Source organism: Thermococcus sp. 5-4, from assembly GCF_002197185.1.
GTDB classification, from domain to species: Archaea; Methanobacteriota_B; Thermococci; order Thermococcales; family Thermococcaceae; genus Thermococcus; species Thermococcus radiotolerans.
Window position 1 is genome coordinate 1528775 of the sequence record NZ_CP021848.1, and the last position, 12733, is coordinate 1541507.

At 54.3% G+C, this 12733-nt stretch carries 14 protein-coding genes and 1 tRNA gene; 6 read left to right on the forward strand and 9 right to left on the reverse strand.

The annotated features are described in order from the left end of the window. Positions 1–15: 15 nt before the first annotated feature. The 3 genes from CDI07_RS08455 to CDI07_RS08465 form a co-directional block, all read right to left on the reverse strand. Positions 16–1611 carry a Na+/H+ antiporter NhaC family protein gene (locus tag CDI07_RS08455; protein ID WP_088181202.1) on the reverse strand — a complete coding sequence of 532 codons (1596 nt, stop codon included), beginning with the start codon at positions 1609–1611 and terminating at the stop codon, positions 16–18. A gap of 311 nt (positions 1612–1922) precedes the next feature. Beyond that, positions 1923–2510, reverse strand: coding sequence for a type-4 uracil-DNA glycosylase (gene udg, locus CDI07_RS08460; RefSeq protein ID WP_088181203.1), 588 nt, complete (start codon positions 2508–2510; stop codon positions 1923–1925). Positions 2511–2519: 9 nt separating this feature from the next. Next, complete coding sequence (locus tag CDI07_RS08465) at positions 2520–2879, reverse strand: hypothetical protein (protein WP_088181204.1); 360 nt, start codon at positions 2877–2879, stop codon at positions 2520–2522. A 159-nt stretch (positions 2880–3038) separates the two neighbouring features. Between CDI07_RS08465 and tes the strand changes: the two genes are divergently transcribed. Continuing rightward, entirely contained in the window at positions 3039–4811 is a 1773-nt protein-coding gene (gene tes, locus CDI07_RS08470) for a tetraether lipid synthase Tes (protein WP_088181205.1), read from the forward strand. Positions 4812–4820: 9 nt separating this feature from the next. Further along, positions 4821–5126, forward strand: a complete 306-nt coding sequence (locus tag CDI07_RS08475) for a DUF3213 domain-containing protein (protein WP_088181206.1) — start codon at positions 4821–4823, stop codon at positions 5124–5126. Between the two features lie 10 nt (positions 5127–5136). On the opposite strand, the gene CDI07_RS08480 is transcribed toward CDI07_RS08475, so the two are convergent. Beyond that, positions 5137–6597 (reverse strand): DUF2139 domain-containing protein, encoded by a 1461-nt coding sequence (locus tag CDI07_RS08480; protein WP_088181207.1) that lies wholly within the window; start codon positions 6595–6597, stop codon positions 5137–5139. Positions 6598–6677: 80 nt separating this feature from the next. On the opposite strand from CDI07_RS08480, the gene CDI07_RS08485 reads away from it, so the two are divergent. Beyond that, positions 6678–7025 carry a CidA/LrgA family protein gene (locus tag CDI07_RS08485; RefSeq protein ID WP_088181208.1) on the forward strand — a complete coding sequence of 116 codons (348 nt, stop codon included), beginning with the start codon at positions 6678–6680 and terminating at the stop codon, positions 7023–7025. Beyond that, on the forward strand, positions 7022–7696 hold the full coding sequence (locus CDI07_RS08490) for a CidB/LrgB family autolysis modulator (protein WP_088181209.1): 675 nt from the start codon (positions 7022–7024) through the stop codon (positions 7694–7696). The genes CDI07_RS08485 and CDI07_RS08490 overlap by 4 nt, the downstream gene beginning before the upstream one ends. On the opposite strand, the gene CDI07_RS08495 is transcribed toward CDI07_RS08490, so the two are convergent. Both CDI07_RS08495 and CDI07_RS08500 read right to left on the reverse strand, forming a co-directional pair. Then, entirely contained in the window at positions 7658–8101 is a 444-nt protein-coding gene (locus tag CDI07_RS08495) for a Tfx family DNA-binding protein (protein ID WP_088181210.1), read from the reverse strand. The two genes, CDI07_RS08490 and CDI07_RS08495, sit on opposite strands and share 39 nt — an antisense overlap. A gap of 175 nt (positions 8102–8276) precedes the next feature. Beyond that, a tRNA-Tyr gene (locus tag CDI07_RS08500) sits at positions 8277–8354 on the reverse strand. A 76-nt stretch (positions 8355–8430) separates the two neighbouring features. Between CDI07_RS08500 and CDI07_RS08505 the strand changes: the two genes are divergently transcribed. Both CDI07_RS08505 and CDI07_RS08510 read left to right on the forward strand, forming a co-directional pair. Then, positions 8431–9009: a hypothetical protein gene (locus CDI07_RS08505; protein WP_088181211.1), complete on the forward strand. Its 579-nt coding sequence runs from the start codon at positions 8431–8433 to the stop codon at positions 9007–9009. Beyond that, entirely contained in the window at positions 9009–9569 is a 561-nt protein-coding gene (locus CDI07_RS08510) for an aldolase (protein WP_088181573.1), read from the forward strand. The genes CDI07_RS08505 and CDI07_RS08510 overlap by 1 nt, the downstream gene beginning before the upstream one ends. 46 nt (positions 9570–9615) lie before the next feature. Here CDI07_RS08510 and CDI07_RS08515 read toward each other — a convergent pair whose 3' ends face one another. From CDI07_RS08515 to CDI07_RS08525, 3 genes are all read right to left on the reverse strand, one after another. Then, positions 9616–9867 carry a UPF0147 family protein gene (locus CDI07_RS08515; protein WP_014013138.1) on the reverse strand — a complete coding sequence of 84 codons (252 nt, stop codon included), beginning with the start codon at positions 9865–9867 and terminating at the stop codon, positions 9616–9618. Positions 9868–9973: 106 nt separating this feature from the next. Beyond that, a complete protein-coding gene (gene cobO, locus CDI07_RS08520; RefSeq protein WP_088181212.1) occupies positions 9974–10501 on the reverse strand; it encodes a cob(I)yrinic acid a,c-diamide adenosyltransferase in 528 nt (175 codons plus the stop codon). Positions 10502–10603: 102 nt separating this feature from the next. Further along, complete coding sequence (locus CDI07_RS08525) at positions 10604–12598, reverse strand: hypothetical protein (RefSeq protein ID WP_088181213.1); 1995 nt, start codon at positions 12596–12598, stop codon at positions 10604–10606. Between the last annotated feature and the right edge of the window lie 135 nt (positions 12599–12733).

A 12733-nucleotide genomic window follows, 5' to 3' on the forward strand; every position in this document is an offset into this window, starting at 1 on the left:
GGGAAAAGGAAAGGTTCAGTCCTCGGCCACGTACACCGGGACCTTTCCGTGCGGTATACCGTACTTCTTGCCGTACCACTCGCTGAGGACGTACCAGGCGCCGACGAGGAGTATGAAGCCGAGCGGCAGGAGTATCGCCCAGCTGTGGACGCCGAAGCCGAAGAGCAGGTAGAGTATTATGCCGACGCTCGAGGCCGTTACCGCGTACGGCACCTGCGTTGTGACGTGGTCTATGTGGTCCGAACCGGAGAACATCGAGCTCATGATGGTCGTGTCGCTGATCGGTGAGCAGTGGTCGCCGAAGATACCGCCGGCGAAGACCGCACCGATGGCAGCGAAGACCTCCGGGCCGACGTAGCCCGTAACTCCGTAGGCGAGCGGTATGGCGATGGGCAGCATGATACTGAAGGTTCCCCAGCTCGTTCCCGTCGTGAACGAGATGAACATGGCGATGAGGAACACTATCAGCGGCACCCAGCTGCCGGTGACGCCCGCGCTCTTGGCTAGGTCGACGATGTACGGGGCGGTCCCGACGGCGTCGGTGGCGCTCTTTATACTCCAGGCCAAGAGCAGTATCGTGTTGGCTATGACCATCTGCTTCATACCGCGGACGATGGCGTCCTCGGCCTCCTCGATGGTCATGCGCTTCATGGCCAAGACTAGGAAGAAGGCGACCACGACCATGGCGAAGGAACCCCAGAGGAGCGCCAGTGCCGAGTCGGAGTTTCCGAGGACCTCCATGAGGCCGCCCTCAGCGTAGGCCGCGCCACCGCCACCGGTGTACCACATGCCGTAGAGGGTGACGAAGATGAGCGTCAGTATCGGCCAGATGAATATGTGGACGCTGCCGTCCTCCTTCGGCATGCCGAGGTCAACCTCGGTGGTCATGAGCGGCTTCGCACCGTCGCGGAGGACTTTGCCCTCGGTCCTGGCGCGGTACTCGGCGTGGAGCATCGGGCCGTAGTGCCTGTGGGTGAAGGCCACGATGAAGACCAGTATTATCGCAAGTATCGAGTAGAACCTGAAGGGAACGCTGTGCATCCAGGCGACGTAGGCGCCGTAGTCAACGTTGAGGTCCTTGAAGGCGTCGCCGATGAGACCGACCTCGTAGCCTATCCAGGTCGAGACTATGGCCAGTCCCGCAACCGGGGCCGCAGTCGAGTCGTCTATGTAGGCGAGCATTTCACGGGAAACGCGGGTCCTGTCGGTGATGGGCCTCATGGTGTTACCGACGATGATGGTGTTGGTGTAATCATCGAAGAAGATGAGCACACCGAGGAGCCATCCCATCATCGCGGCGCCGCGGCTGCTGCGCACCTTGCTCGCCAGGGCGCGGCCTATTGCCATTGCTCCTCCGGACTTGTATATGAGTCCCACGCCCGCACCGATGAGGAAGTCGAAGAGCAGTATTTTGACGTTCCAGTCATCGATGGCGTTGCCGACTATCCAGTCGAGGGTTTGGGTGGTTCCCGTCACCGGGTTCCAGCCGGAGACCATTACGCCTCCAATCCAGACACCGGCGAACAGAGCCAGGATAACCCTCTTAGTCCATATCGCCAAGATAATAGCCACCAGGGGTGGCAGCAGAGACAGTACTCCGAAATCCGACACAGTTTCACCCCCACCTAAATATCATGCCTTGGAATCCTTGGGTGCAATATAAGGTTTCCTGAAAAGTTTTTGACACAATGACATGTTTTCGAAAATCCCGTGGGCCGTTTCCATACATCTGAATCGAATTTCTTGCGTTCTGGTGAACACTGGTGTATCCCTGCATTAATGCATGCTCTCAGGTACAATAATGCGCACCAATACCATAAAAATCTTTCCCAGAAAAAGCTTCAGGAAAGGGGCTTTGAGGCTTAAAAAACGCTAAATACGGACGACTCACTCGGAAGAGTATTTGAAAATTGAAGGGCCTTTCATGGTTGGCCCTCTATCAGCTCTTTAAGCCTCCTGAAATCCTTCCTCAGCTCCTCCTTCAGGGGAGGTCTGTAGAGGGCAACGGCCGGGTGGTACATCGGCATTATGACGAATCTTCCGAAGAGCGTGTGGGCCTCGAAGGTTTTTCCGTGTATCTTGCTTATGGGCTCGGCCTCGAATCCGAACTTCTCGAGGATGTACCTCATGGAGTGCCTTCCGAGGGGGACTATGACCTTCGGCCTGATTATGTCTATCTGCCTGTCGAGGTAGGGTGAGCAGGCTTTGATTTCCTCCTCCGTGGGGTCGCGGTTCTCCGGCGGGCGGCACTTGACTATGTTGGTTATGTAGACCTCCTCCCTGCTGAGGCCTATCTCGGCCAGGAGTTCGTCGAGTATCTTCCCCGCCCTGCCGACGAAGGGCAGGCCCTTCTGGTCCTCCCAGTAACCGGGCGCTTCGCCGACGAACATCACCTTGGCGTCGTAGCTCCCTGAGCCAGGGACGGCGTTGGTTCTGAGCTTTCCGAGGGGGCATTTCTGGCAGTTCCTAATGCGTTCCTCGAGCTTTCTCATGGCCTCTTCCTTTCCCATGGAAACACCTCATTTCTTGAGTGCTAGCGTTTTCTGGGCGAGGTAGGCGTTGAGGAACTCAACCCAGGCCGTGTAGTAGCCCTTCTCGTACTCGTCGCGGAATTCGTGCTCGAGTATTCCCTGGAAGTGTTCCAAGAGCTTTTCGGCCTTCTCCCTGTCGTGCTCGTTTACGAGCTGGACTATGAGCGCGTCGGTGTCGTTGTCCTTGAGGGCGCTCATGAAGCCGTTTATGGCCTTTCCGTAGCCCCTTCCCCACTCGTCGGAGCCCGCCATCTTCTGGAGCTTCTCCAGGTGGGCCTTGGCCTTGGTGAAGTCCCTCCGGAGTAGGGCGCGGAGGAACATCTCCATCCTCATTTCTCTCGCTGGCATCTCACCACCGGGATAATTTTGACGGCGTGCTTTTAACCCTTAGCCCATTACCCAGATGTGGGGCATAGATATGCAGGAAAATCTTCATATTTACGCAAAAGTTTTTATACCTGTGGATTGGATAAGTGACCAAAGGTGAAAGTTGGAGAGGTGAGTAGCATGGCAGAGAGCGTTGGTGAAGTGCCCAGCGGCGAAAAGGAATTCGACCAGCTAACTAGGAGGATCAGGGACATAATCGAGTTCCCCGAGATCAGCGAGGAGCAGTTCGAGGAGATGCTCAGGAAGGCCAGCAGGGCGTACGGTGGGCCGCTGCCGCACAGAACGTACTCCCTCTGTCCGGAGACCAGAAGGGTCGTTCCGGCCCTCGTATGGGAAAAGGATGGTAAGGTGTGGATAACTAAGCGCTGTCCCGAGGGTATGATAACCGATGTGTATTATGAGGATGTTGAGCAGTACTACAGGTTTCAGAAGTGGAAGTTCGACTTCAAGCTCATGAGTGCCAACGTTGACGCTTCCGGCGTCAATTGTCCCCTGGACTGCGGTCTCTGCGCGAGGCACCGCTCGCACACCAGTTTGCTCAACATAGTGCTCACCAACCGCTGTAATTTAAGCTGCTGGTACTGCTTCTTCTACGCCAAGGAGGGTCAGCCGATATACGAGCCCACCCTCGAGCAGATACGCATGATGCTCCGCAACGCCAAGAAGGAGTACCCTGTGGGAGCCAACGCCGTCCAGCTGACCGGCGGCGAGCCGACCCTCAGGGAGGACCTCGTCGAGATAATCAAAATCGCGAAGGAAGAAGGTTACGACCACGTCCAGCTCAACACGGACGGAATAAAGCTCGCCTTCGAGCCGGAGCTGGTCAAGGCGGTGAGGCAGGCCGGGGTTAACGTCCTCTACCTGAGCTACGATGGAATGACGCCCCAGACCAACTGGAAGAATCACTGGGAGATTCCGCTCATATTTGAGAACGTGAGAAAGGCCGGTGGGCCGGGAATAGTCCTCGTGCCGACGACCATAAGGAACGTCAACGACCACGAGCTCGGCGCGATAATCAACTTCGGCCTGAACCACCTCGATATAGTGCGCGGTGTCAACTTCCAGCCGATTTCCCTCGTCGGCAGGGTTCCGAAGAAGGAGCGCCAGCGCTTCAGGATAACCATACCGGGCGCCATAAAGCGCATCGAGGAGCAGACGAACGGGGCCATAGTCATGGACGACTGGTACCCGATTCCGATCGCTGGCCACATAGCGCGCTTTTTCGAGGCCTTCACGGGTTCGCGCTACTACATGACCAGCCACTACTGCTGCGGCGCGGCAACCTACGTCTTCCTTGACAGGGAGAACAAGAAGGTCGTCCCGATAGGAAGGTTCCTTGACGTGGAGGGCTTCGTCGAGTACTTGGAGAGCAAGGCGGAGGAGATAGAGCAGTGGAAGACCCTAGGAAGGCTCCAGAAGCTCAAGCTCGGAGCGGAGATATTCATGAAGTTCAAGAGCTTCTACGACGAGAAGTACGCCCCCGAGGGCATCGGCGTCCTCGAACTCATAAAGAACGCCTTTATGCACGGAAACTACGACGCCCTCGGAAAGTTCCACATGAACTCGCTCTTCCTCGGAATGATGCACTTCATGGACGAGTACAACTACGACGTCGAGAGGGTTGAGCGCTGCGTCATCCACTACGCCATGCCGGACGGAAGGATAGTGCCGTTCTGTACCTTCAACGTGATTCCGGAGCTCTACAGGGACAAGGTGCAGGCCCAGTTCAGCTACACCTGGGAGGAGTGGAAGGCCATGCACCCAGACTGGGAGTACCAGAAGGACAAGTACATCAGAACCAAGGAGTTCGTCGAGCGGATGAAGAACAGCGAGCTTTACCGGAAGACGTACATCGACATAGAGGACTACTTCGGGACAAACCCCGGGGAGTGAGGTGGTAGAATGACGGTCAAGCCGGAGAAGAGGCTTACCAAACTGGTCCTCAGATTTGGAAGCATAGACTGGGAGAGGGCAATGGGCAAACAGTACGAGCTCCTGAAGGACGAGAGGGTCTGGAGGGCGTTCATCAACGGCTACGCCAAGAACGGCTTCGTGATATTCGACGAGGAGGATCTTCCGAGGGCGGAGCTCCTAGAAAAGCTCAGCGAGCTAAAGCCGGAGATAACGAGGGAGGAGACCGTAACCGTCGGGGAGCTCATAGAATCCAGCTACTCGTGGAACAACCTCCTCGGAAGAATGGAATCGTAAAGGGGAAGGCTCAGCGGAGCTCTATTCTTACCTTCCCCCTCATATCCGGTTTTTCTAGCTCGAAGCTCACGATGCCGCTGAATGAGCTCAGGTCGAGCACGTTCTTTCCTGCCCCCACGTCGAAGGTTTCGCTCACGGCCTCCCCAGCCGGTAGCGCCAGGTCGTACTCGTGAACGGTCAGCCTGTTGTTCCCGCTCAGGTAGAGAACCATCCTCGGCTCGCGGTAGCCGTCCAGCGGGATTCCGCCGAAGGTTCCGGCGCCCAGGTTCTTCGCCATGCCCGGGAGTGCCAGCGGGAGGGAGAAGCTCACCGCGGGGGGCTTTTCCTGGATTATCCTCTCGTCGAGAACCACTATGTCCCTGGCCCCGGTGTCGAAGGGCGTCGCCTCGGTCACGCCCGTGTTGGGTGCCGTGTTGGTCGCCACCAGGAGCTTCCCGTTCATCTTCTCTATGCTCGTGATCCTGGCGCCAAAGGCCCCAACTATCTTGACCATCGGTGGGGCAACGTAGAGGAGAACGCTGGGGCCGGTTATGGTGTTCGTTGCCGCCCACTCCATGCCGACGTCGGCTGAGTCCCTTCTATAAACCGCGTCGTGGTGGGCGTTGTAGGCCGTGAGGATGCCTCCCCCGACGTTTATCGCGTTCACCCTGAAGGGGGCGTAGAAGGTGTAGAACTCGAAGAGACGGAAAAAGCGGAAGTCCTCACCCATGAAGGGGTTTCCTGCGATTATTCCACCGCGAACGAAGGCGAAGGCCCTGTTGTAAGCGCTCGCCAGCGGGCCGTACTCGGGCCTTATGTAGGGCCGTCCGTCGACGCTCTCACCAAGCTTGAAGGTCTGCCATCTGCCCTCTATCAGGTCCAGGGCCCTTATCTCCCTCAGGCCCTCCGTGAAGTTGCTGCCGATGCCGAAGAAGGCCGTATCGTGAACTATCGTCCCCTTGAGGGACGGCTCGTGAATCAAGGCCTCGGCCTTCCCGGTGAGCCTGTCAACGGCGTACACACCCAGGTTCGCGTGACCGTCCTCCCTCGTGATGAGGAGCCTGTCGTTGGCGGGGTCGTATAGGATATCGCTCACCTCGCCGGCCCAGTCGGTCTCGTGGTGAATGGAATCCTTCCAGAGCAGCCTTATGGAGTCGTTCTCGGTGTCGTAGACGTGGACGTGGGAGTACTTGTTGTGGAAGAGTATCCTCCTGTCCTCGCGGTAAACCGCCGGCGCGTGAACCCAGCCACCGAAGTAGATGAACTCGTCAACAGTCTCGACCGCGTTGTAGGTGTCGCCGCCGCTGGTTGGAGCCTCGCCAAGGAGGGTGAAGTCGTAGACCTTCTCCCGCCCGTCCCTGACGAAGTGGGCCTCGGCCTCGAAGGCCAGCGTAAAGTAGAGCGTTCCGTTGTGGTATTTGAGTCCAAAAATTCCACCGCTGCCCCACTCGGGGCCGTACCTTGGGGGGAATCTATAGTCCCTGAGGAGCATGGAACCACCCGCACTTACTCGACCCCGAACCTTATTGACCTTTCGGGAGGCTTTTATAGGTGGAGCGCCTAGCTTAGAGCATGAGGCCTTACCGCGGACTGGCGATAATCTTCGGCTTCTACGCGCTGGGTGAGTTCATCAGTTTTGCCCTCAACCTGACGATCCCTGGGAGCGTGCTAGGTATGCTCTTCCTCTTGGCGGCGCTCCTCACGGGTGCCATCAGGCTGGAATGGGTGGAAGGGGAAGCCGAGCTGTTCGTCAGGAACATGAGCGTCATGTTCGTTCCCCCAGGAGTGGGGATAGTCACCTACATCGGCCTCATAAAGAGCCAGGCGGTGCCGATATTCGTCGCATTGATACTGAGCTTCCTGGTTACGCTGATCGTCACCGCGAAGACGGTTGAACTCCTCAGGAGGGGCGAGGAATGAACCCGCTCGGAATAACACTCACCCTCGTTGTCTTCTACCTGTTCTCGGAGCTCCACGCCAGGAAAAGGGCATTCTATACCAACCCGGTTCTCCTCTCCATAATCACGATAGCGGTCACCCTCAGGTGGTTCGGAATCCCCTACGGGAGCTACATGGACAGCGCGGTTATATTCAAGTTCCTGCTCGGACCGGCGGTTGTGAGTCTGGCAGTTCCGGTCTACAAGGGCAGGGAAACCATAAAAGCCTACGCGAAGGAGATAACGCTCGGGATAGCCGTCGGCGGAACGGTCGCCATCCTCAGCGCCTTCTACATCGCCAAGCTCCTAGGCGGAAGCGAGGAGGTCCTCCTCAGCATAGCCCCGAAGAGCGTTACCACGGCGATAGCTATAGGCATAAGCGAGAAGATAGGCGGCATTCCGGCCCTAACCGCGGTTCTCGTGATACTGACCGGGATAATGGGGAACGCCCTCGGCCCGGAGCTTCTCGGCCTGGCGAGGGTTAGGGACAGAATAGCCAGGGGGCTGGCAATGGGAGTCAGCTCCCACGGTCTCGGGACGGCGAGGATAATCCTCGATGACGAGCTGGCGGGGGCGGTGAGCGGCCTGGCAATGGCCCTGAACGGCGTCTTCACGTCACTCCTGCTTCCCTACCTTATCGAAGTCCTCAAGTAGACATTCGCTTATCCTTAGCCTGTCCTTCGCGTCAAGGAAGAGTGTGAAGTCGCGCTTCGCTATCCTGTCGCTTATCGGGGCGTGCTCCACGAGAAAAGCTATTATCTCGGCGGTGCTGTAGGGAACCTTAACATTAAGCTCGTCCGCCTTCCGGAAGAGCCTCTCCGGGACGTTGAAGATGTCCTCCCCCTTCCTCACGTCAACGCTTATCTTGGAGTTTATCTGCTCCCAGAGGAGGATGGTGTTCCTGGCCTTCTCTATCTTCTCGAGGGCGCGCCTCTCGAGGATGCTTATGTTGGCCCTGCTAGTGCCCAGCATCTCTGCGATCTCGCTCTGCTTCAACCCCTTCGCTCGCAGGCGGAGTATCCTAATCTGCTGCTCGGTGAGAAAGCTCCGGTTCCCCATTTTTAAACACCAAAGTTTAACATGGCGCCAAAGATTAAAAAGTTTTTTCTCGTGGGGATGGGGTCAAACTCAGCGTGTTGTAAGGGGATAAGAAGCAGAGCAATCGAAGCAAAGGCTCACAGAGACGGGAAATCCAACGGTTTGAAGCTCTCAGAAAAGGCTGTTAGAATTCTGGTGGTCCCGCGGCCCGGATTTGAACCGGGGACCTGCGGATCTACAGTCCGCCGCCGCTCCCAGGCTAGGCTACCGCGGGACCCTACAGTCAGCCCGTTCCATAGTGCCCCGGGTAGGTTTATAAATTTTTCTCCCGACTCTGAAGTGGTGGGAACATGAAGCTCTACGAACCCGTTACACTCGCCATGCCGCTCGCAAAGGAAATCGGAGAGTTCATAAGACGTGAGGGTAAGCTGCCAAGCGGCGACGAGCTTCGCGAGATGCTGAAGGGCCTTGGCCTCGAGGAGGGCTGCCTCGACCGCGGACTGGCCCTCTACCGGAGCAGGTTCGTCATAGCCCTGGCATTTCCCAGGGAGGAGACCGTAGTAGTGGACGCCATCTCCTCCAGCGGTGAGCTCAGCGACGCCCTGGAGGTCATAGCCTACCACGACAGGAAGCTCGGGGCCTTCGTGGTTGAGATTCTCCCGACCAACGACCTCGAATACGAGGGCAACGTCGGCATCGAGCCGATAATCGTGGACGAGAAGACCCTCGAACTGGAGAGCAACCCGGCTCTGGGCCACTTCGAGGAGGATGAAGAGGGGCTCTTCCTGGTCATAGAGCGCGAGACCTACGAGCGCTGGAAGGAGGAGGGAGACATCAACACCTGCCCAATATGCGGCGGAGAACTCGCCTGGAAGGGTGAGAGGGCCTACTGCCAGGACTGCGGCTACGGCGTGAGGGTGGTGAAATGATGAGCAGGGCCATAAAAACCCAGCTCGTGAAGTACTCCAGGCTGGCCCACGAGAGGGGGCTTACCGCGGCGTTTGGCGGAAACCTGAGCATCAGGAAGGGAAACCTCGTCTTCATCAAGGCCACTGGAGCCGTCATGGACGACATGACGGTCGAACAGGTCGCCGTAATCGACATGAGCGGAAGGCAGGTCTCCGGGGTGAGGCCGTCGTCGGAGTACAGGCTCCACCTTGCGGTTTACGAGAGGAGGCCGGACGTCAAAGCCATAGCGCACCTCCACCCGCCATACTCCATAGTCGCCTCGACGCTGGTGGAGGGTGAGCTGCCGATAATAACCCCCGAGGCCGAGATTTACCTGAAGAGAATTCCAATAGCCCCGTTCAGGCCGGCTGGAACGCAGGAGCTTGCCGATATCGTTGCCGAAAGCGTGTGCCACTCGGACGCGGCGATAATGGCGAACCACGGCATAGTTACCGTGGGGAAGACCCTTCGGGAGGCGTTCTACAAGGCAGAACTCGTTGAGGAGAGCGCGAAGCTCTGGTATCTGAGCAGAAAAGCCTGACGGCAACGCCAGAAACGCAGGGAAATGAGCGGGAAAAGAAAAACGCTCACTTGACCTGCTCAAGGGCACCGAGGACTTCCCAGATGATCGTCCTTGTGTGCATCGGCATGTTCGGGTCCTCGCTTATCTCCTCAAGGATCGCTATGGCATCGGCGGCCCTGACGGCCGGCTCCTTGCTCTCGTCCAGGAGGGCCTCGATGGCCTGCTCGGCGGCGCGCCTTATGTTCCTGGGAACAACGGTGTCCTGAACGACCTGCTCCTTGAGAACCTGCACGATCTGACCGATGAGCTCGCTCATTCTATCACCCCCTTTTCTAAAGAATTGTTACTAAAACTTTCCCGGATTATCTTAAGCTTTCCTAACTAAAAAGCTTTTCGGTCAACGTCGAAAGGGAGGAGAGACGTCAGAACTCCACTCCCCTCCTCGCGAGGATTCCTTTCTGGTAGGGGTGCTTGACCTCCCGCATCTCCGTCACGTAGTCGGCCAGCTCGAAGAGCTCCTCCGGACAGTAGCGGCCGGTAAGGACGAGTTCGGTGTGAGGGGCTTTGTTCTTGATGAGTTCCTTGACCTCCTCAACGTCGAGCATTTTGAAACCGAGGGCAACGCAGATTTCGTCGAGAATGACTAAATCCCACTCGCCGCTTGAGACTACCTCTTTTGCGCGCGTCAGGGCCTTCTTCGCCGCCTCTATGTCGTCCGGCTCGGGCTCCCCGTGGACGAACTTGGGCAGGCCGAAGGACTCTATGACTGCGCCGCATTCAGCGATCTTCTTCTGCTCGCCGTAAACATCCGGCGCCTTCATGAACTGGAGGATTATCACCCTCCCGCCGGAGCCGAGCATCCTGACGGCCAGGCCAAAGGCGGCGGTGGTCTTTCCCTTTCCGTTTCCGGTGTAGATGTGAACGAGGCCGAGCTTGTCTTTCCATGGCATGTTGGTTCACCGGATGGATATAATTGCCAGGGGTTTTAAAGGGTGTTGGGTAAGATTTTAGTGATATTATCAAGAAACCAAACAAAAAACAAAAGACTCAAATTAAGCACCTCTCATAAACTGACGAGAAAATAACGCAAGCAACTGGGTCCAGATGTATATTCCAATGCCCATCTCGATGGCATACGTCCAAATGGCGAATCCGGTTGAAAATCTAACAGATGGATCGGAAGTCACTAACGCTGAAAGGCTAATATACATGTACCCTACAATACTATGTACTGACTCACTCGAAAGAAGTCCAAAAAGATCATATATTCCATATAAAATAGCTCCCATCAGCCATATACCGAGCCAAACGCCAAAAGTACGTTTCCAATTGGTTCCATATTCGGAGAATATGTCAATGAGAATAATCTCTCCCCAGTATCCTAATTCTCCGGTTATTTTTTTCCTAATAGACTTTGAATTTCTGGACTTCCATCTGTTGTCTTCCCTTCTAGATCTCATTTCCAGGACAAAATATTTATCTGCCTTCTCAGGATTTCCGTTTGCATCATAGTTACGCCTAGCAACCCCGTAAATAATCTTGCGTATCCATGCCGGTGTACGAGAGGATAAGCCAAAGTTACCATCCACTTCTAGAATAACATCACCGCCAATGTAGACCTTTAACATCTCAAACACATCCCCCCTCATGTTACCCTCGGGAGGCGCATCCTTCCCCGGACAAATGTCATAGTTCAATAATTCAAGATCATCTCCCACGGTAACTTTTTTCATCGAAAACTTATCTCGAATTACGTTGCGAGCAGAACTGTGAATTTGAAGCTTGTTCCCAACTTCCACATTGGAGAGCACAAACCTCCCAAAATCTATATTTTCAATTTTTAGGTCCGCAAAAACTTCAGTTATATTTCCTGAGTAAATATCTCCACTCAACTTAAACTGTTCAATATGATTGATTGTGTTCTTTGGACAGTAAATTTTAATATTACGCACTTGTAGATTTTCCAAAATGACATTATCAAAGTCCGTTTTGGGTTGAATTATTAAATCTCCATTACCCTGCAATGAATTTACTCTAAGATCGCACATTAAAGGCCCCTCTTTTTTTGTCCTCTCATTGTTAAAGTTTGATGTTTTTATGTCTACCCCCAATCCCAGCATGCCAAGTTTCATTTCGTTCTGGCGGGCAGTTAGGGTAACAGTCACATTTTTTGTGTTCACTTTATTTGTATGAGCCACAATGACATTTACAAAGGAAATCATTTCAATGTCATCTACATCAATCAAAAGTTTGTCTATTTTACTATTTTCAATATGTAGTGCTGTCATGCTCCCCCCAGTTATCTTTAGTTCATCAATTTCAACGTTACTCAAGTTTAGTTCACCAATCCCGACTTTACTACTATTATTCACTTCAAACTTTTTGATATAGACTCCCATTATACTAATACCCTCTACACTGACGTTTTGGATTTCCAAATCTTTGACCGTTGGCTTGTTGTTGCTCTTATACCCTCCGGAAAGTACGATCCGCGAAAAGTTCCTAACATTCTTGAAGCGTATTCTCTCGATATTGCCAGACAAGTTCTGAAATTCAATTCTAGATGTATCCTTCGCAATATTCTCAGGTCCCGCTACCCCTTCGAGTATAAAAGATTCTGCCTCCAGCTCATTTATATAAATACTTTCCAATTTTACGTTTTCAAGCCGGGTGTCCCCCAGCTTGGCGCGTCTGACTGATAGAATAGTATTGACTTCAATATCCTGTAATGTCAAACCCCTATGGAGTTTGACATGTTCGAGTTCTATTTCTAAATGAATATCATCCTCTGATGCTGGCAATATTTTAACTAGCGAGACCTCCTGAACGGAAGTACTAGAAACTTTAATACTGGAAGCATTATCAATGATAACCCCTGCTATTCCAACCCTCTTTATGCTTATTCCTGGGTTTGACAGGATGACCTCAAATGAGTCATCGAGATCTTCCCTAATAGTGAACTCTTCCTCGTTTAGTGTTATATAAGATGGGACTCTAGTTTCACCCGAGAGCCATTTGTTTATAATTTTGTCATTGATTTTGAGCATCTGCTTCCCTCCAGGAATTAAAAAGTGCATGTTATCTAACAGCTAAAAGAATATAAATAATTCGCCTATATAGTTATCTGGTGGTGAGGAGCTATCCCAGGTAAAATAGAGGTAATAGACAACACAAAAAAGCCT

Bases quoted from the DNA above. Each gene is read 5' to 3' on its own strand.
- CDI07_RS08475 (WP_088181206.1), top strand. From the start codon at position 4,821: ATGACGGTCAAGCCGGAGAAGAGGCTTACCAAACTGGTCCTCAGATTT.
- udg (WP_088181203.1), bottom strand. From the start codon at position 2,510: ATGGGAAAGGAAGAGGCCATGAGAAAGCTCGAGGAACGCATTAGGAAC.
- CDI07_RS08510 (WP_088181573.1), top strand. From the start codon at position 9,009: ATGAGCAGGGCCATAAAAACCCAGCTCGTGAAGTACTCCAGGCTGGCC.
- CDI07_RS08505 (WP_088181211.1), top strand. From the start codon at position 8,431: ATGAAGCTCTACGAACCCGTTACACTCGCCATGCCGCTCGCAAAGGAA.
- CDI07_RS08495 (WP_088181210.1), bottom strand. From the start codon at position 8,101: ATGGGGAACCGGAGCTTTCTCACCGAGCAGCAGATTAGGATACTCCGC.
- tes (WP_088181205.1), top strand. From the start codon at position 3,039: ATGGCAGAGAGCGTTGGTGAAGTGCCCAGCGGCGAAAAGGAATTCGAC.
- CDI07_RS08485 (WP_088181208.1), top strand. From the start codon at position 6,678: ATGAGGCCTTACCGCGGACTGGCGATAATCTTCGGCTTCTACGCGCTG.
- cobO (WP_088181212.1), bottom strand. From the start codon at position 10,501: ATGCCATGGAAAGACAAGCTCGGCCTCGTTCACATCTACACCGGAAAC.
- CDI07_RS08465 (WP_088181204.1), bottom strand. From the start codon at position 2,879: ATGCCAGCGAGAGAAATGAGGATGGAGATGTTCCTCCGCGCCCTACTC.
- CDI07_RS08515 (WP_014013138.1), bottom strand. From the start codon at position 9,867: ATGAGCGAGCTCATCGGTCAGATCGTGCAGGTTCTCAAGGAGCAGGTC.
- CDI07_RS08490 (WP_088181209.1), top strand. From the start codon at position 7,022: ATGAACCCGCTCGGAATAACACTCACCCTCGTTGTCTTCTACCTGTTC.
- CDI07_RS08480 (WP_088181207.1), bottom strand. From the start codon at position 6,597: ATGCTCCTCAGGGACTATAGATTCCCCCCAAGGTACGGCCCCGAGTGG.
- CDI07_RS08525 (WP_088181213.1), bottom strand. From the start codon at position 12,598: ATGCTCAAAATCAATGACAAAATTATAAACAAATGGCTCTCGGGTGAA.